The 16,243-nt window shown below is 54.3% G+C and carries 16 protein-coding genes; 4 read left to right on the forward strand and 12 right to left on the reverse strand.

Going from position 1 to position 16,243, the window contains the following annotated elements:
• The first annotated feature begins 239 nt into the window (after positions 1-239).
• Positions 240-824, forward strand: coding sequence for a xanthine phosphoribosyltransferase (locus tag B5E82_RS01145; RefSeq protein WP_087305461.1), 585 nt, complete (start codon positions 240-242; stop codon positions 822-824).
• Between the two features lie 193 nt (positions 825-1,017).
• On the opposite strand, the gene B5E82_RS01150 is transcribed toward B5E82_RS01145, so the two are convergent.
• The 6 genes from B5E82_RS01150 to B5E82_RS01175 all read right to left on the reverse strand — a co-directional run bounded on the left by B5E82_RS01150 (position 1,018) and on the right by B5E82_RS01175 (position 6,740).
• Positions 1,018-2,346 carry a uracil-xanthine permease family protein gene (locus B5E82_RS01150; RefSeq protein ID WP_087305463.1) on the reverse strand — a complete coding sequence of 443 codons (1,329 nt, stop codon included), beginning with the start codon at positions 2,344-2,346 and terminating at the stop codon, positions 1,018-1,020.
• 65 nt (positions 2,347-2,411) lie between these two features.
• The gene (locus B5E82_RS01155) at positions 2,412-3,584 is read right to left on the reverse strand and encodes an NTP transferase domain-containing protein (protein ID WP_087305465.1); all 1,173 of its coding nucleotides are present in this window, start codon (positions 3,582-3,584) and stop codon (positions 2,412-2,414) included.
• Complete coding sequence (locus B5E82_RS01160) at positions 3,511-3,852, reverse strand: winged helix-turn-helix domain-containing protein (RefSeq protein WP_087305467.1); 342 nt, start codon at positions 3,850-3,852, stop codon at positions 3,511-3,513. The genes B5E82_RS01155 and B5E82_RS01160 overlap by 74 nt, the downstream gene beginning before the upstream one ends.
• A complete protein-coding gene (locus tag B5E82_RS01165) occupies positions 3,849-4,667 on the reverse strand; it encodes an ABC transporter ATP-binding protein (RefSeq protein WP_087305470.1) in 819 nt (272 codons plus the stop codon). Before B5E82_RS01165 ends, B5E82_RS01160 begins: the two co-directional genes overlap by 4 nt.
• Positions 4,664-5,644, reverse strand: a complete 981-nt coding sequence (locus B5E82_RS01170; RefSeq protein WP_087305472.1) for a FecCD family ABC transporter permease — start codon at positions 5,642-5,644, stop codon at positions 4,664-4,666. Before B5E82_RS01170 ends, B5E82_RS01165 begins: the two co-directional genes overlap by 4 nt.
• Positions 5,619-6,740: an ABC transporter substrate-binding protein gene (locus B5E82_RS01175; protein WP_242966210.1), complete on the reverse strand. Its 1,122-nt coding sequence runs from the start codon at positions 6,738-6,740 to the stop codon at positions 5,619-5,621. The genes B5E82_RS01170 and B5E82_RS01175 overlap by 26 nt, the downstream gene beginning before the upstream one ends.
• A gap of 328 nt (positions 6,741-7,068) precedes the next feature.
• Between B5E82_RS01175 and B5E82_RS01180 the strand changes: the two genes are divergently transcribed.
• Genes B5E82_RS01180 through B5E82_RS01190 form a run of 3 tightly spaced genes read left to right on the forward strand, consistent with a single transcriptional unit; the run spans position 7,069 to position 10,663 of the window.
• Positions 7,069-7,869, forward strand: coding sequence for an FAD binding domain-containing protein (locus B5E82_RS01180; protein ID WP_087305476.1), 801 nt, complete (start codon positions 7,069-7,071; stop codon positions 7,867-7,869).
• Entirely contained in the window at positions 7,860-8,327 is a 468-nt protein-coding gene (locus B5E82_RS01185) for a (2Fe-2S)-binding protein (protein WP_087305479.1), read from the forward strand. The genes B5E82_RS01180 and B5E82_RS01185 overlap by 10 nt, the downstream gene beginning before the upstream one ends.
• 26 nt (positions 8,328-8,353) lie before the next feature.
• The gene (locus B5E82_RS01190; protein WP_087305481.1) at positions 8,354-10,663 is read left to right on the forward strand and encodes a xanthine dehydrogenase family protein molybdopterin-binding subunit; all 2,310 of its coding nucleotides are present in this window, start codon (positions 8,354-8,356) and stop codon (positions 10,661-10,663) included.
• A 126-nt stretch (positions 10,664-10,789) separates the two neighbouring features.
• On the opposite strand, the gene B5E82_RS01195 is transcribed toward B5E82_RS01190, so the two are convergent.
• The 6 genes from B5E82_RS01195 to asd form a co-directional block, all read right to left on the reverse strand.
• A complete protein-coding gene (locus tag B5E82_RS01195) occupies positions 10,790-11,275 on the reverse strand; it encodes a regulatory protein RecX (RefSeq protein WP_087305483.1) in 486 nt (161 codons plus the stop codon).
• A gap of 13 nt (positions 11,276-11,288) precedes the next feature.
• On the reverse strand, positions 11,289-12,368 hold the full coding sequence (recA, locus tag B5E82_RS01200) for a recombinase RecA (RefSeq protein WP_087305485.1): 1,080 nt from the start codon (positions 12,366-12,368) through the stop codon (positions 11,289-11,291).
• A 146-nt stretch (positions 12,369-12,514) separates the two neighbouring features.
• Complete coding sequence (locus tag B5E82_RS01205; protein ID WP_087305487.1) at positions 12,515-12,991, reverse strand: PD-(D/E)XK nuclease family transposase; 477 nt, start codon at positions 12,989-12,991, stop codon at positions 12,515-12,517.
• 456 nt (positions 12,992-13,447) lie between these two features.
• Complete coding sequence (locus tag B5E82_RS01210; protein WP_242966211.1) at positions 13,448-14,080, reverse strand: hypothetical protein; 633 nt, start codon at positions 14,078-14,080, stop codon at positions 13,448-13,450.
• Between the two features lie 184 nt (positions 14,081-14,264).
• Positions 14,265-15,125: a M15 family metallopeptidase gene (locus B5E82_RS18365; protein ID WP_242966212.1), complete on the reverse strand. Its 861-nt coding sequence runs from the start codon at positions 15,123-15,125 to the stop codon at positions 14,265-14,267.
• Positions 15,126-15,156: 31 nt separating this feature from the next.
• Positions 15,157-16,242: an aspartate-semialdehyde dehydrogenase gene (asd, locus tag B5E82_RS01220; protein WP_087305491.1), complete on the reverse strand. Its 1,086-nt coding sequence runs from the start codon at positions 16,240-16,242 to the stop codon at positions 15,157-15,159.
• Between the last annotated feature and the right edge of the window lies 1 nt (position 16,243).

Here is a 16,243-nt window from a genome sequence, read left to right on the forward strand (position 1 = left end):
TCCTTATTTAATTTTCATTGTACAAAATCAAACCCGGCCGGCATCCCTTCCCTCGCATATGAATCTGTCAGCCGAGTGTCACATACAACATTTAAATTCTATACTTATTTTTGCATTATGTCAAGCTAACTTCCTTTTTTTCACTGAAAAGTACACATGATTCATACAGTTTCCAAAGACAAGGAATGACAATTCTGTCGGAATGTGTTATACTGTTCCCAATCTTTAGGAGGTACCCTATGAATTTCTTAGAAGAACGAATTGCAAAAGACGGCATTGTCAAACCCGGAGGCGTCCTTAAGGTCGATTCCTTCCTGAATCACCAGATGGACATTGACCTCATGAATGAAATCGGAAAAGAGTTTCACCGCCGGTTCGCGGACTGCCCTGTCACGAAGGTTCTGACCATCGAGGCTTCCGGTATCGCCATCGCTTACCCGGTGGCAGATGAATTCGGCGTTCCCATGGTTTTCGCCAAAAAATCAAAGTCCATCAATATCGATGGAGAAATGTATGTGGCGGAAGTAGAATCTTTTACCCACCAGAATAAAAACCAGGTGGTGGTATCCAAAAAATTCCTTGGCCCGGAGGATCATGTCCTGATCATCGATGATTTTCTTGCCAACGGCTGCGCGCTCCAGGGACTGATTTCCATTGTGGAGTCTGCGGGAGCCACTGTAGAGGGCCTGGGCATTGCCATTGAAAAAGGATTTCAGATCGGCGGACGAGTCATCCGTAATCTGGGATACCGGCTGGAATCTCTGGCTATCGTAGACGCCATGGACCCGGAGACCGGGACGATTACCTTCCGGGAACAGGCCTGATCTGTAATTTTTCCAGGGGAGTATTCTTCCCTTTGGAGAATTTCCGGATATAAAAATATGTGTGCTGCCAGACGCTGCCATAAAAAACGCCTGAGCAGGTGCTTGAAAGGCTCCTGCTCAGGCTTGTTTTTTTATGGCTTGCTTTTCTGTTCTATCTTTTTACTGCAATGCGGATATCCGCCGGCGTTTCTCGTCAGTTCTCCGGCGTGTCGTCCTTCGGGATAATCATATTCAGAACAAACACGATCAGGAAGGATACCATCAGGGAGCTTCCGAAAATATTGTTCAGAAGTTCCGGCACGAACTGCAGAATGTCAGGCGCCGCGTCAATGCCGATTCCCAGGGCCAGCGCAATACCTACAATCATTCTGTTCCGGTAATTCATGGGCTGCTCATTCAGAAGCTGGATACCGGACATGGTAATGGCCGCAAATACGGTAACGGTAGCGCCGCCCAGCACCGGCTGGGGAATCGTTGCCATCAGTCCGCTGAATTTCGGAAATACGCCTGCTATCAGCATGATGACGCCTACCATGGTAAAGACTCTTCTCGCAACCACCTTGGTGGTGCAGATCAGTCCCACATTCTGGCTGTAGGGATCTGTGGGAAGACCGCCGATACAGGCTCCAATCATACCGCACAGCCCCTGGCCCTTGATGGCTCCTCCCAGCTCCTTATCCGTACATTCACGTCCGAAGCCTCCCATGGTGGTGGAGGACACGTCTCCGATGGTCTGAACCGCCTGAACCACATACATCAGAATCATCATGAGGATAGCGTCCGGATGGAATTCCAGCCCGAAATAGAAGGGGCGGGGCAGGGCAAACCAGGACGCGGTCTGAAGATCGGTAAAGCTGACCACATTTCCCATAATCAGGGCCGCGGCATAGCCCACAATAATTCCAATCAGCATACCGGAGGCTTTCAGAAGTCCTTTTCCGAAAAAGTTGCATGCCAGTGTCACAATCAGCGTGAGAATTGCCAGAATCCAGAATTTTCCTGACCCAAAGGTCCCGTTATTCTGGGCCGCAGAGCCTCCTCCGATATAGTTGATGGCTGTCTGGTACAGAGACAGACCAATACTCATAACCACCGTGCCGCTGACAATGGGCGGGAAGAAACGGCGGATCTTTCCGATAAACATACCGATAAAAATCGATGCAAAGCCGGCCACCAGCTGAGCGCCGAAGATGGCCGCTATGCCGTAATTGGCGCCGATAATGGTCAGAATCGGCATATAGGCAAAGGCAACGCCCATAACATTGGGCAGCTTCATGCCGAATCCGAATACCGGAAACAGCTGAAGCAGCGTGGTAATGCCGCCGATGATCATGGCCGCCTGGGTTAACATAATCTGTTCCTCCGCGCTCAGACCGCAGATACCTGCAATCAGCATGGGCGGGGTGATGTTGCCGATAAGCATCGCAAGAACATGCTGCATCGCCTGGGGAAAAGCAACTCCCCAGGAAGGCTTGCCGTCAAACTTCATCAGCTCGGCGTTTGCCTGAGTAGTGTTATTCATTCATACATCCTCTCTTTCCTGTAATCATCCAATAAGAGACAGTATATAGGAAAAGAAGACACAGATCAACATTTTTCTGCCAGCAGCTCCAGATCTTCCAGGCAGTCTACGTCCTTAAGCTCCCACTGGCTCCGGGCAGAGACCGTCCGTACCAGTTCCCGGTGCTTTCCAGCTGCAAAACCCCCTCCTTTCCCTTCCGGAAGGGCCAGCAGCTCCGGAAAGACCCATGCGGGAAACAGGACCGGGGAACCTTCCTGTCCATTCCAGACCGCTCTCCAGATAGTGTTTTTTCCGGATGCCGCGCAGAGCGCCAGAGACGCCACAGTTTCCCGGCCAAGCATCGGCTGATCTCCCGGACAGAACATACAGCCTTCGAGCCCGTTTTCCGCAGGCGGCGCTATTTTTATTTCCGTCTCTGTTCCGCTCTTCCCTGCGTCCGTTCCGGCTCCCAGGCTTTCCAGGCCCAGGCGGACCGTGTCGCTACGGTAAGGAAGGCTGTGAAAGACCACCGGGACGCCCTGCCTGCGGCACAGCTCTTCCACTTCTTTGTGCCGCGTCACCACTACACGGCGCTCAAAGATGCCTTCCGTGGCGTCCAGCGCGTATTGAATCAGCGGCTTTCCCTTAAGCTCTGCCATCAGCTTGTTCCCGCCAAAACGCTTTCCCAGCCCCGACGCCATGATCACACAGCCAAGCTTTCCAAAAGGCACGTCCAGATCCACCAGAAACACATCCGGGCGGCCGCACAGTTCTGTAAGGAACGGCAGATCCTGTCTGCGCACGGCAGCGGCCAGCCGTTTCCGCTCCATCAGCCTCCGGACCGCGTCACAGTAGTCCGCGCAGCCGGATTCCAGGTACCCGATCTCGTCTATGGAAGCCCATTCCCCTTCCTGCTCCGCCAGACGGCCCAGCATCCGTACGCCTGCCTCTTGAAAGCCCTCCGGCAGCGGCCGCATCCGGTTCTCTCTTCCGGGCAGCAATGGGTCAAAACGTCCCACCTGGACGGTCTCTTCGGAAATATTTTCCCTTAAATACACCGCCTGGCCCGGTTCCGCCCAGGTTGTAACGCCGGGTACTGGCCCGGAAGAAGAAAGCTTCCTCAAAAGTCCGGAAAGAAGAGTTGATTTTCCGCTTCCCCTGTCCCCTGTCAGGATCAGATGCCGCTTACCGCTGCTCCGGAAAGAATTCCAGATACAATCTTCTGTCAGCCTGTATACAGGCATCCCGGTAGGCTTCATACCGTTTCAGCCACTCCTTTCCTTCCGGCGTCAGAACACTTCCCCCGCCGTCCTTTCCTCCCGCCATTCTTTCTGTCAGGGCAAAACCAAGGGCCTTCTCCGCGTTTTTCATAATTTTCAGGGCTTTGGTGTAGGCCATTCCCATAGACTGGGCGGCCGCCCGCAGAGAACCGGTCTCGTCCACGGCATGAAGCAGACGGCAGGGCCCTTCCCCGAAAAACTTTTCCCCGTTTTCATCCAAAAATATAATCCTGACTGCCGCTCTCATTCCCATCCTCCGTTTTCTTTCAGCATCACCAGCTGTTCTCTGCCGCTTTTATCCATGCATCTGTGCAGGCTGACACAGCCGTAAATCAGGGCAAGCTGCTCTTCCATTTTCTCCAGCGGGTCTGCGAAAGGACGCAGAACGGACCGGATCTCTCCTCCTTCCAGCAGAAGCAGGCGGTCGCAGCAGTTCAGGGCAAGAGACGGGTCATGAAGAGCCGCCAGCGCTGCCCGTTGCCCATACTGCTCCTGTTCCCCGTCTCTGATCCACTCCCGCAGGAACTCCAGCATCCGGTAACGATAACGGAAATCCAGGGCGCTCTCCGGTTCGTCCAAAAGAAGAAGCCTGCTTTCCGCCGCCAGTGTGCGGGCCAGGATGCAGAGCTGCTTCTGCCCCTCGCTCAGATGAAGGTAATTCTCTTCCTCCCGCCCTGCAAGACCTGCCCGGGCCAGAGCCTGGCGGGCTTTTTCTTTCATCTGGGCGGAAGGGTATTCCAGAAGCCCCAGCCTCGGATTAAAGCCCATCAGCACCACATCCAGGACGGAAATATCGATGGAGATGCCGCTCCTCTGAGGAATATAGCTGCACAGCCTGGCAAGTTCCCGGGGAGACAGTTCTTCCAGGAACTGCTTCTCCAGCATACAGCTTCCCCTGTGGGGCAGAATCCCGCACAGGGCTTTTAAAAGCGTGGATTTTCCACTGCCATTGGCTCCCAGAAGACCCGTAAGACTCCCGGCCTCCAGCTCAAAAGAGAGATGATTTACAACCTGCTTCCCCCCATATCCGGCCGTCAAATTTTCCACCTTAAAAAAACTCATGCCCTCTGCCTCCCGCGGATTATCAGAAAAATCAGAAACGGCGCTCCCAGCAGGCTGGTAAAGATGCTGACAGGAAGCTCCGTGGAGGAAACGCTCCGGGCAAGAATATCCGCCCCGGTCAGAAGAATGCTTCCAAGCATTCCTCCCAGCAGCATGGTGCCCACACGGTTCCGCTTCGTCAGAAGTCTGGCCCCGTGAGGCGCCAGGAGTCCCACAAAGCTGATAAGCCCTGACAGGCTTACGACACAGGAGACAGCCAGGGTCGCCAGCAGCAGCACCGCAAGGCGCAGCCTTCCCACATCCGCGCCCAGCATTCTGGCCTCTCCTTCCTCTGCAGACAGAAGAAGGATCTGGCGGTGCAGAAGGAACAGGGCAGAAACACACAGAAGGCACAGGAGCAGGTTTACACCGATGGAATAGCCGCTGATTCCATTCAGGCTCCCCATAATCCAGTATTCAATGGAAGCCAGCTCCCGTTCCGGATCTGCCGTCAGCTTCAGGCACATGAGCGCGGTCTGCGCCAGCGCATGGACCGCGATTCCAGCCAGCACAATCGTGCCGTTTCTTCCCGCACGGTCCAGAGAGGAAAGCGCCAGCGCCAGAACTACAGCCGCAAGAGCTCCCGCAAAAGCCGAAGCCGTCACTGCCGCCGCGCCGGACAGAAACAGAATCCCTGCCGCCGCACCCGCGCTGGCCCCGGAGGAGACCCCGATCACATCCGGGGACGCCAGAGGATTCCGAAACACGGTCTGATAGACAAAGCCTGCCGCCCCCAGGGCAAAACCGCCGATAACCCCCACTGCCGTGCGGCTGGCCCGGAGAGTCCAGAATACTCTCAGCTGCATCACGTCCCCGCTCAGAAGCCCCTCCAGAGTCAGAGGATATTTCCCCACAAATAAACTGGCAGCAGCCAGAGCGATCATCAGGATCGCCCCGGCTGCGCAGAAAACTCTACTTTTCACTGTAGGTAAAGCCATAGAAAGTCTCATAATATTCATCTATCACCGCCATGCTGTCTGCCTCCGGACACTCTTCGGGATGAAGGACGGAGGAAAGCCATACCGCGCCCAGAATTCCGCTGGGAACAGGGCTGTCCCAGGCTTCCGCGTCTCCGGGAATCTGGTAAACGTCTCCATTTACTACAGCAGTACAGTCTGCCAGATTCTGATCTGCCAGAACATCGTCCACCGTATAGTCCGCGTCAGACGCAAGCACGATATAATCCGGGTCCCAGGCCAGAAGCTGTTCATAGCTTATCTCAGCCCAGTAGGCATCGGTAATCTCCGCAGCCGCGTTCACGCCTCCTGCCATCCGGATCATGTCAGACTGGTACATGGAATCTCCCGCTGTGGACAGAAGCGCAGAATTGCCGGCCAGATAGACGCTGGGTGTCTCCGCGTCAGCCAGCGCTTCTCCAAGACGCGCTTCCTGCTCAGAGGCAAAATTCAGAAGGGACTGGGCTTTCTCCTGTGTATTAGACGCAGTTCCCACAAGCTTTATAGTCTCGTTCAGCAGCTCCTGATCCTCGGGATTCACCACAAGAGCAGTAATTCCCAGCTCCTCCAGGGCGTCTGCGGAGTCCTGAAGCTTAAGGGGAAGAATCACCAGATCCGGCTCCAGAGCCGCGCAGCCCTCCAGGTCAAATTCCTTTGCGGTTCCCACGCTGGGAAGCTCCAGAAGCTCCGGCGCGCTGAGCTGATAGACAGGACGGGTATCCGCCTTGGCCTCGATTCCCACCAGTCTGTCCTCCAGTCCCAGGGCAATCAGAAGGCTTGTGGAAATGTAATATCCGCTGACCAGCTTCTGGGGTTCTTCCTCGATAACCACCTCGCGGCCCGCCTGGTCTGTCACAGTGACCGGATAGGCTGTCTGGGAAGCATCCTCTTCCGCGCTTTCCTCCGAAGCAGCGTCCTCAGTACCGCCCGCATCTTCCGCCGTCTCTTCCTGAGCGTCTTCCTGCCCGCTTTCTTCAGAAACAGCTGTCTGGGTGTCTGCCGCAGATTCGTTCGGGCCGCAGGCTGCCAGAGACAGCGTCATCGCCAGAACGAGCAGCAGAGAAAGTATTTTCTTCATAAAACTCATTTCTCCTTATCGTTATTGTTTTAAAACTACAACGGGATTATAGCAATTCCTCTTTCCAAAATCAAGACATACTGATATAATATTGTCAAAATCCGTAACCGTCCAGCTTAGGTCTGCCGTTTTTCAAAAAAAGCGGCCGGCCCTGACGCCGGACTGCAGGATTTTAAGGCAGCCATGCGGACTTCCCCTGTATTTATCAGAAAAGCTGCATGGCTCAATTACTGCTGTCACTGTACATATATCTTTCAGGCCTCTCCTGCACAGGAGCATTTGCGATCCGTTCTGTCTGCAGGGGTATCCTGAAAAGGGACTTTATATCATGATCAATATACAAAACTACGTTCAGGCAGAAAGCCTGGAGGAAGCTTATCAGCTGAATCAGAAAAAAAGCGGCCGCATCATCGGCGGGATGCTCTGGATGAAAATGGCCCGAAATACTGTGGGCACCGCCATTGATCTGTGCCGCCTGGGGCTGGACGCCATCGAAGAGACAGAAGAAGAGTTCTCCATCGGCGCCATGGTGGCCTTACGCCAGCTGGAGACCCATCCCGGCCTGAATGCCTATACCTGCGGCGCCGCCGCCCGCGCGGTGCAGGATATCATAGGCGTCCAATTCCGGAACATGGCAACCGTGGGAGGCAGTATCTGGGGCCGTTTCGGCTTTTCTGATGTACTGACCCTGTTTCTCGCCATGGATTCTTATGTGGAACTGTATAAAGGAGGCATCATTCCTCTGGAAATCTTTGCGGCCATGAAGCAGGACAATGACATCCTGGTACGGATTCTGGTCAGAAAGAAACCCGGACTTTTCACATACCAGGCCATGCGCATCCAGCGCACGGACTTTCCCGTACTCACCTGCGCCCTGTCACAGGTGGAAGGAGAGTACCGGGCCGTCATCGGAGCACGTCCTGGCCGTGCCATGGTTATCCGGGATAAGCGGGAACTGCTGAAAGACGGCATCACGGAAGACAGCGCCCGGGCCTTTGCCGCATACACGGCAGAGTCGGTTCCCACTGGCAGCAATGTCCGCGGAAGCGCCGCCTACCGGACCCATCTCGTCAACGTGCTGGCAAAACGCAGCGCTCTGGAACTGGGAGGAATGCAGAAATGGAACTGAAGCTTACACTGAATGGCAGACCTGTTACAGATCATATCGACCCTGGCCTGCTCCTTATCGACTTTTTAAGAAACCACGGCTGCTACAGCGTAAAAAGAGGCTGTGAGACCTCCGGCTGCGGCCTCTGTACCGTACTGATGGACGGACGCCCCATCCTCTCCTGCTCCATGCTGGCCGCCCGGGCAGCCGGACACAGCATCCATACGCTGGAAGGACTGCAGGAGGAAGCAGCTGACTTCGCCGGTTTTATCGCCGACCAGGGCGCGGATCAGTGTGGTTTCTGCAATCCCGGCTTTGTCATGAACACCATCGCCCTTCTGCGGGAAAATCCCGATCCCACCGACGATGAAATCCGCATGTTTCTCGCCGGTAATCTCTGCCGCTGCTCCGGCTATGACGGACAGCTGAGGGGAATCCGGAATTATCTGGAGAGCCGCAGAAAAGAACACCGCGCATAGTGTAAGGAATACGCAAGGAGACAGCTATGGAACAGAAAGAATATAAATCCATCAATAAACCGGTCCGCAAGAAGGACGCCATGCAGCTTCTGCTGGGCAGGCCTGTCTACACGGACGATATTACCCCTGGCAATGCGCTGGTCGTCAAGCTTCTGCGCTCTCCCCACGCCAACGCTGTTATCCAGGAAATCAACACTTCCACAGCCCTGAAGGTTCCCGGCGTAGCCGCCGTCTATACCTGGGAGGACGTGCCGAAAACCCGGTTCGCCATCGCAGGCCAGACCTATCCGGAGCCCTCTCCCTATGACCGTCTGATTCTGGACCGGCACGTACGTTTTGTGGGAGATCCCGTAGCAATCATTGCCGCTGAGACCGAAAAAGCGGCTCTTCGGGCCATGAAAATGATCAAGGTAAAATATCAGATTCTGGAGCCTGTTCTGGATTTTTGTAAGGCCAAGGATAATCCCATTCTGGTCCACCCGGAGGAGGACTGGTTTCCTCCCTGCCAGGTGGGCGGTGATCCCAAAAGAAATCTGGTGGCCAGCGAGGTAAACAGCGATGGAGATGTGGAAGCAGTGCTGTCCGACTGTGATATTGTCCTGGACCGCACCTATCACACCAAAGCCTTTAACCAGGCCATGATGGAGACCTTCCGCACCTATACGGAGCTGGACCGTTACGGCAGGCTTCATGTCATCTCCTCCACCCAGATCGTGTTCCACTGCCGCAGAATACTGTCCCGCGCCCTCGGCATTCCCAAAAGCAGAATCCGGGTGGAAAAGCCCCGTATCGGAGGAGGCTTCGGCGCCAAGCAGACTGCAGTCTGCGAGGTCTATCCCGCCTTCGTCACTCTGAAGACCGGGCGGCCCGCCAAGCTGATCTATACCCGGGAAGAGTCTCAGATCGCAGGCTCTCCCCGCCACGAGATGGAGATCCGCATCCGCCTGGGAGCCGGCAGAGACGGCCATATCCGCTGCGTTGATCTTTACACGCTATCCAATACGGGCGCTTACGGCGAGCATGGCCCCACCACTGTGGGCCTGTCCGGGCACAAGGCGATTCCCCTGTACACAGGAGGCCTGGAGGCCTATCGTTTCAGCTATGACGTGGTTTACACCAATCTCCAGGCGGCAGGGGCTTACCGGGGCTATGGAGCCACCCAGGGCATCTTTGCGCTGGAATCCATTGTCAACGAACTGGCGGAACAGCTGGGCATGGACCCCACTGTGATCCGCGATAAAAATATGGTAAAAGAAGGCATGAAAATGCCCTCCTATTATAACGAAACTGCCAATGCCTGCGCCCTTGACCGCTGTATGGAGCACTGCCGGCAGATGTTCCACTGGGACGAAAAATACCCGGTCAGGGATATGGGGAACGGCAAGGTACGGACAGCCGGCGTGGCCATGGCCATGCAGGGGTCCTGTATCTCCCATGTGGATGTGGGCTCCGCCACCATAAAGCTTGGTGAAGACGGTACCTATAACCTGATCATCGGCGCGGCGGACATGGGAACCGGCTGCGATACGATTCTGGCCCAGATGGCTGCCGAATGCCTGGACTGCAGCGTGGACGATATCGCTGTCTTCGGCGCGGATACCGATGCCTCTCCCTACGACTCCGGTTCCTACGCCTCTTCCACCACCTATATCACCGGAAAAGCTGTGGAAAAGGCCTGTGCCGAGCTGAAGGAACGGATCTGCTCCATCGCCGCGGAAATGCTGGGCTGCGCCGCCTCGGAAATGGTCTTTGAGGGCCGGCAGGTCCGCCGGATAGGCACAGAAGAGACCGTAAGCCTTACGGATATCGGCTACAAATCCCAGGTATTCAATACCCAGGCAGCCGAAGCCACCGCAAGCCACTCCTCTCCGGTCTCCCCTCCTCCCTACATGGTGGGCATGGTGGAAATCGAGCTGGACAAGGAGACCGGACTTGTCACCATCCTGGACTACATGGCCGTAGTGGACTGCGGCATTCCCATCAATCCCGCTCTGGCGCGCATCCAGACGGAGGGCGGTATCGTCCAGGGTATCGGGCACACACTGATGGAGGACGTGCGCTACGATCACAATGGAAAACCCATCGGATCTTCCTTTATGCAATATAAGATTCCCACCCGTCTGGACATGGGAAAGCTCCACGTGGAATTTGAGCACAGCTATGAGCCTACCGGCCCCTTCGGTGCCAAATCCATCGGCGAGATCGTAATCAACACCCCGGCCCCGGCCCTGGCCCACGCCATCTACCGGGCTACCGGCGTATGGCACAGGGAGCTTCCGATTACCCCGGAAAAGATTGCTCTTTCCCTGTCCGGGAAGGAAGGGAAAAACTCATAAAAACATCGAATATACAGAATGGGCGGATGACCTCGGTTCCTGAGGCTCCGCCCATCCTGTATTCCTGCTGTTCCCTGCCCTTCGGCCTTCAGCAGAATTTTCTAATTTTCTGCTGCTTTCCGGAAGTCAGAAAGCAGCAACCCTTATCTCACTCAAAATATCTTCACTTCGAAATCCCCGGCGCATCAGAAACAGATAAAACTTTCTCAGTTCATCCTGACTGGCAGTCTCCGGATGAATCTGCTTTTTCTCCATCCAGCGCCGGATCTGCTCCCGCTCATCCTGAGGCTCTGCCTCCTGCAGGGCCTCCTCCAGAATTTCCTTTGAAATTCCCTTCTTGTAAAGAAGCTCCTGTTCTACCTGCCGGCGGCTTTTAACCCTGCCGCGGCTGTTCAGATAATTCACCGTATACCGCATATCATCCAGATAATGATACTTCTTCACATAGGCTACTGCATCCTCCACAGCCTCCGGCTTATAATTCTGTTCCAGCTTCGCGCGGAGCTCCTTTTCCGTTCTGTCGCTGCGCTCCAGAATATGAAGAGCCCGGTGCCTGGCCCGCTTGATGTCGCCTGATTTCTCAGCGTCTTTTCCTGGCTGTCTCTGTCTCATCTGAAATCACCGCTTATTTGTCTGCAGGCTTTTCCGCAGGCTTCTCTTTTCCTTTCTCCGGACTTCCCTGTTCTCCGTTTTCCTTCTCCAGACCGGCGGAATCCAGACCGAAGCCTTCTCTTACCTTTTCTTCAATCTCCTGGCAGACTGCGGGGTTCTGCTTCAGATATACCTTGGCATTCTCCCGTCCCTGTCCAATCTTCTCTCCATTGTAAGCATACCAGGCCCCGCTCTTGTTCACTACGCCCGTATTGGCCGCCAAATCCAGAATATCTCCTTCCCTGGAAATTCCTTCTCCGAACATGATATCAAATTCCGCTTCTTTAAAGGGCGGCGCAATCTTATTCTTCACAACCTTGATCCGGGTCCGGTTTCCCACAATCTCTCCACCCTGCTTCAGGGTCTCGATCCGGCGCACATCCATACGGATGGACGAATAGAACTTCAGGGCCCGGCCTCCTGTGGTCACCTCCGGATTTCCGAACATGACGCCCACCTTCTCGCGAAGCTGGTTGATAAAGATTACCGTGCACTTGGACTTGCTGATGACTGCAGTCAGCTTTCTTAATGCCTGGGACATCAGTCTCGCCTGAAGGCCCACATGGGCGTCTCCCATATCCCCCTCGATCTCTGCCTTCGGCACCAGAGCTGCCACAGAGTCTACGATAATAATGTCCACAGCGCCTGAACGCACCATGGTCTCCGCAATCTCCAGAGCCTGCTCGCCGTTATCCGGCTGGGAGATATAAAGATTATCCACATCCACGCCGATATTTTTCGCGTAGACCGGGTCCAGCGCGTGCTCCGCGTCAATAAAGCCTGCGATTCCGCCCCGCTTCTGTACTTCGGCCACCATGTGAAGCGCTACCGTCGTCTTACCGCTGGATTCCGGACCATATACCTCAATGATTCGTCCTTTTGGAATACCTCCCAGTCCCAGAGCCAGGTCCAGGCTCAGGCAGCCTGTAGGCGTCGTCTCTATCTGCATATTGGCTCCCTTGTCGCCAAGCTTCATGACGGAGCCCTTTCCAAACTGTTTTTCAATCTGCGCCAGCGCCGCTTCCAGCGCTTTCTGCTTCTCTTCCTTAACCATTTGCTTCTCCTTATCCTTCTCCCAGATTTATTTCGAATGTCTGTTCGTTTTTCTGGGTCTATCTTATTATATTTTCTCTCTGCTGTCAAGCAGAAAACAGAAGTCTTCCACAGATGCTGCCTTCGCCGCCAGCTTCAGCCAGCCTTTCAGAGTCTCCGCGCCCTCTCCTTCATAATTTTCTTCCGGAGCTCCTCCGGCACCGGGCCCAGCTCCTCCAGAAGCTCTATGATGCTTTCTGCTTTCCCTTCCACTCTGCCTTCTGCTTTCCCAGCCTGCCTCTCAAGTGCTTTTTCTTCCCGGCAGCAGTTCTGGAAAGTGTAGCAGTACCTCCCCAGCCCGAACAGATCGAAAGGCATAATGAGAATCATGTAAGTATTATTGAGCTGGTTGAAATTTACACTGCCCGGTTCCAGAAGCGGCGAGTCAATCAGAGACTGGTAATATCTGCTGCGCTTCACCAGATCATTCCTGTATTCCTTCTGCATCTCTGTGCTGTAGACTGAGAGCTCTTTATCCAGGGCATAGACATCCAGGCGGATGGAACGGAGCCAGGGGGCTGTCCTGAGCTCCTTCTCAGTCTGTGCCGGAGTCAGCAGCGTCAATTCTTTTAAGGTTTTATGCAACTGTTTTCCTCCTCATTTTATAAAATATTCCGCAATGTTTCAACGCTCTCTTTCCGAAAATCGTATCTTCTGTATTTTCCGGCCGCCGCGGCTCGCAGCGCCGCCTCCTTCTGTGATTCCGGTATTTAGTGGAAATTCATATAAATCGGGAAATGCGGAGAGAATCTCTCCTCTTGAATCAGCAGATCCGGCTGATATATGCAGAATAGCATAAACTCCAGGACAAATCAATCATTTTTTCACAGAAAATTACAGAAACTGCCGTCAGTCAAGCACCCCGCGGCAAGCAACAGGGCATCAAACCAGCAATCCTCCAAAGAGTGGGGTATTTGCACCCACAAGGCACTTACCCTCACGGTATTCGCCAAATGGACGCGCAGGCGCAAAGTTAAGAAAGCGGCCTGGGCCGCTTCCATTTGGCTCATTGCCCGCAGGAGTAAAGCGAAAATACTGCTTCTATTTTACCTCTGTTCCGCCCCATTCTACCACGGTGAACCCTTTTCTCGGCATGGACGACAGTATGGGTTCCGGCATTTCCACCGGTTTTTCCAACGCCCGGTACGCCATAAAAACCCGGATGACACTGTCAGGCTCCGGCTCAATATGAAGCTTCGCCTGCTCTGTGTAGACACTGGTCTGAAAGGTAATCAGATTCCAGGGATTTCCCTGCATTTTCGGAAGCCAGTATACGATAAACTCATTATACTCGGCAGGCGTAAGGCCAAGCTCAGACAGTTTTTCCTGAAGGAAGCCTGCCGTATCCTCTCCTTTTACCACAAACCCTGAATTCATATCATACCGGGCATCCCCCGTTCCTTCCCAGAACAGATAGGAATATTCCTGTCCGTCCCTCAAATTCTGAAGCGTGCCGTCCGGTCTTGCTATCACATGCCAGCCATCCTCATAGGCAGGATACGTGCAGGTCAGTTCTCCGTCATAGTCCAGCCAGACGCTGACCTCCTCCGCTTTTTCCGGATACAGATAAATCACCGGCTTGGCTGCCACTGCTTCTTCTTCTCTGTTCCTGCAGCCTGCCGCCGCCAGCAGAACCGCCAGCATCAAAATCAGGGCCCCGTACTTCTTTTTCATGCCCACTCCTCCTTCGTCCGTCCTTCTCTACTTATCTTATCTCTTCTGCTCCTCTATAAGTAATAACGAAGGAAACTCCGGATTTGCTGCAAAAAAACGGACTCTTTTGAAAAAAATTTCTCCCCGGCCGGCGATAGGCCGCAAGTATACCGCCGTCATCCCGCAGGCCTTAATCCCGCGTCGGTCAGGTGCCGCTCATCTGAAAATGCTGATAGTCCTTCAGGGTCCGCCAGTTTCCGCCCCAGGTGAAGCCCTGCTCCTCGAACAATTCCAGGCACAGTTCTCCCTCGCCGCCAATCTTATGGGGAAAGTCAGCCGAACGGTCCGCGTAAGGCTCACTGCCTTCCGGCGAGATATGTTCGACGCCGTTTTCATAAGTTACATAAGGATTGTAAACAGGATTGATGTCTATGGCCATCCCATAGGCGTGGCGGGACAGGCGCGTGCTTCCCTCCACCACCCGGTAATTAAAGCAGGAGGTGTTGTTGTCCAGGCAGGAAGCGTCATCATCGCCGCCGTAATCATCGATGAGGCGCATCTTCTCTATCTGGTATCCGTTGTCATACAGAGTACGGAAGATCTCAAGCAGTGTATCCGCGATCTGGACGTTGGCCACCATTTCGCCCACGTGGGGCTCACCGTCAAATCCCACATAAAGCATCCTCAGATACCTGAGATCCGCAAGGGCAATATTGTCATTTTCCACATAAGAGACTCCGTTCATCCGCCGGAAAACCTCCGCCGGTATCTCAGAGGCGTAAAACAGGCTGTCTGTCTCCTCCTCTGACAGAACGTCCTTGATCCGCGTTCCGGAGCTGCAGGTGCGGTAACTTTCCAGCCGGGCGGCCCTTTCCTGTGCCTCCTGCTGCTTCCGTTCTTCCTGCTCTTCCCAGACCTGCCGGGACGCTTCTTCCGCTTTTTTACCAGCAGTCCCTTCCATCTCAAGAGCACCCCTGGATTCTTCTTTTCCGCCGCAGCTTCCGCATAACAGGCAAATGGCCATTCCTGCGGCAGAAATGACCATTTTTACACTCTTTTTCTTCATAAAAACTCTCAAATAATTCAGGCAGGGACCATTATTTAGCTGCGATATAGCCCTGGGCCTTCAGAAGCTCCGCACAAAGCACTGCTCCTCCGGCCGCTCCCCGGACTGTATTATGGGAAAGTCCCACAAACTTCCAGTCGTACACATGGTCCTCACGGAGCCGTCCGATGGAAACGCCCATTCCATTCTCGTAATCCACATCCAGCTTCACCTGGGGACGATTATCTTCCTCCAGATACTGGATAAACTGTCTGGGCGCGCTGGGAAGCTCAAGCTCCTGGGGCGCTCCCTTAAAGGAACGAAGCTTTTCAATGAGCTGTTCCTTCGTGGCTTTTTTACGGAATTTTACGAAAACTGCCGCCGTATGGCCATTCAGCACAGGCACACGGATGCACTGGCAGGTGATCACCGGTTCTGCTGCAAGCTTAATCTCGCCGTCCTCACAGGTTCCCAGAACACGCAGAGGCTCTTTCTCGCTCTTCTCTTCCTCTCCGCCGATATAGGGAATGATATTCTCTACCATTTCAGGCCAGTCCTTAAAAGTCTTACCCGCGCCGGAGATGGCCTGATAGGTGGTAGCCACTACTTCATAAGGCTCAAACTCCTTCCAGGCTGCCAGAGCCGGCGTATAGGACTGAATAGAACAGTTGGGCTTTACTGCGATAAATCCTCTCTTTGTGCCGAGACGCTCTCTCTGCTTCTCGATAATCTTCGCGTGATCCGCGTTGATCTCCGGGATCATCATTGGAACATCCGGCGTCCAGCGGTGCGCGCTGTTATTGGATACCACCGGAGTCTCTGTCTTCGCATAAGCCTCTTCGATGGCTCGGATCTCCTCCTTTGTCATATCCACGGCGCTAAACACAAAATCCACGCCTGCTGCCACCTTTTCAACCTCGTTCACATTCATGACTACGATTTTTTTCACTGCTTCCGGCATGGGCGTATCCATCTTCCAGCGGCCGCCCACCGCCTCCTCATAGGTCTTTCCCGCGCTTCTTGCGCTGGCCGCAATGGTCACTACCTCAAACCAGGGATGGTTCTCCAGAAGGGAGATAAACCTCTGTCCTACCATTCCGGTTCCGCCTAAAATTCCTACTCTCAGCTTCTTGCTCATT

Origin of the sequence: Lachnoclostridium sp. An138 (assembly GCF_002160765.1) — a bacterium.
Taxonomy (GTDB): domain Bacteria; phylum Bacillota; class Clostridia; order Lachnospirales; family Lachnospiraceae; genus Laedolimicola; species Laedolimicola faecalis.

Excerpts from the sequence above, each read along its gene's own strand:
- B5E82_RS01145 (WP_087305461.1), top strand. The coding sequence starts at position 240 with ATGAATTTCTTAGAAGAACGAATTGCAAAAGACGGCATTGTCAAACCC.
- B5E82_RS01150 (WP_087305463.1), bottom strand. The coding sequence starts at position 2,346 with ATGAATAACACTACTCAGGCAAACGCCGAGCTGATGAAGTTTGACGGC.
- B5E82_RS01155 (WP_087305465.1), bottom strand. The coding sequence starts at position 3,584 with ATGAAGCCTACCGGGATGCCTGTATACAGGCTGACAGAAGATTGTATC.
- B5E82_RS01160 (WP_087305467.1), bottom strand. The coding sequence starts at position 3,852 with ATGAGAGCGGCAGTCAGGATTATATTTTTGGATGAAAACGGGGAAAAG.
- B5E82_RS01165 (WP_087305470.1), bottom strand. The coding sequence starts at position 4,667 with ATGAGTTTTTTTAAGGTGGAAAATTTGACGGCCGGATATGGGGGGAAG.
- B5E82_RS01170 (WP_087305472.1), bottom strand. The coding sequence starts at position 5,644 with ATGGCTTTACCTACAGTGAAAAGTAGAGTTTTCTGCGCAGCCGGGGCG.
- B5E82_RS01175 (WP_242966210.1), bottom strand. The coding sequence starts at position 6,740 with ATGAAGAAAATACTTTCTCTGCTGCTCGTTCTGGCGATGACGCTGTCT.
- B5E82_RS01180 (WP_087305476.1), top strand. The coding sequence starts at position 7,069 with ATGATCAATATACAAAACTACGTTCAGGCAGAAAGCCTGGAGGAAGCT.
- B5E82_RS01185 (WP_087305479.1), top strand. The coding sequence starts at position 7,860 with ATGGAACTGAAGCTTACACTGAATGGCAGACCTGTTACAGATCATATC.
- B5E82_RS01190 (WP_087305481.1), top strand. The coding sequence starts at position 8,354 with ATGGAACAGAAAGAATATAAATCCATCAATAAACCGGTCCGCAAGAAG.
- B5E82_RS01195 (WP_087305483.1), bottom strand. The coding sequence starts at position 11,275 with ATGAGACAGAGACAGCCAGGAAAAGACGCTGAGAAATCAGGCGACATC.
- recA (WP_087305485.1), bottom strand. The coding sequence starts at position 12,368 with ATGGTTAAGGAAGAGAAGCAGAAAGCGCTGGAAGCGGCGCTGGCGCAG.
- B5E82_RS01210 (WP_242966211.1), bottom strand. The coding sequence starts at position 14,080 with ATGAAAAAGAAGTACGGGGCCCTGATTTTGATGCTGGCGGTTCTGCTG.
- B5E82_RS18365 (WP_242966212.1), bottom strand. The coding sequence starts at position 15,125 with ATGAAGAAAAAGAGTGTAAAAATGGTCATTTCTGCCGCAGGAATGGCC.
- asd (WP_087305491.1), bottom strand. The coding sequence starts at position 16,242 with ATGAGCAAGAAGCTGAGAGTAGGAATTTTAGGCGGAACCGGAATGGTA.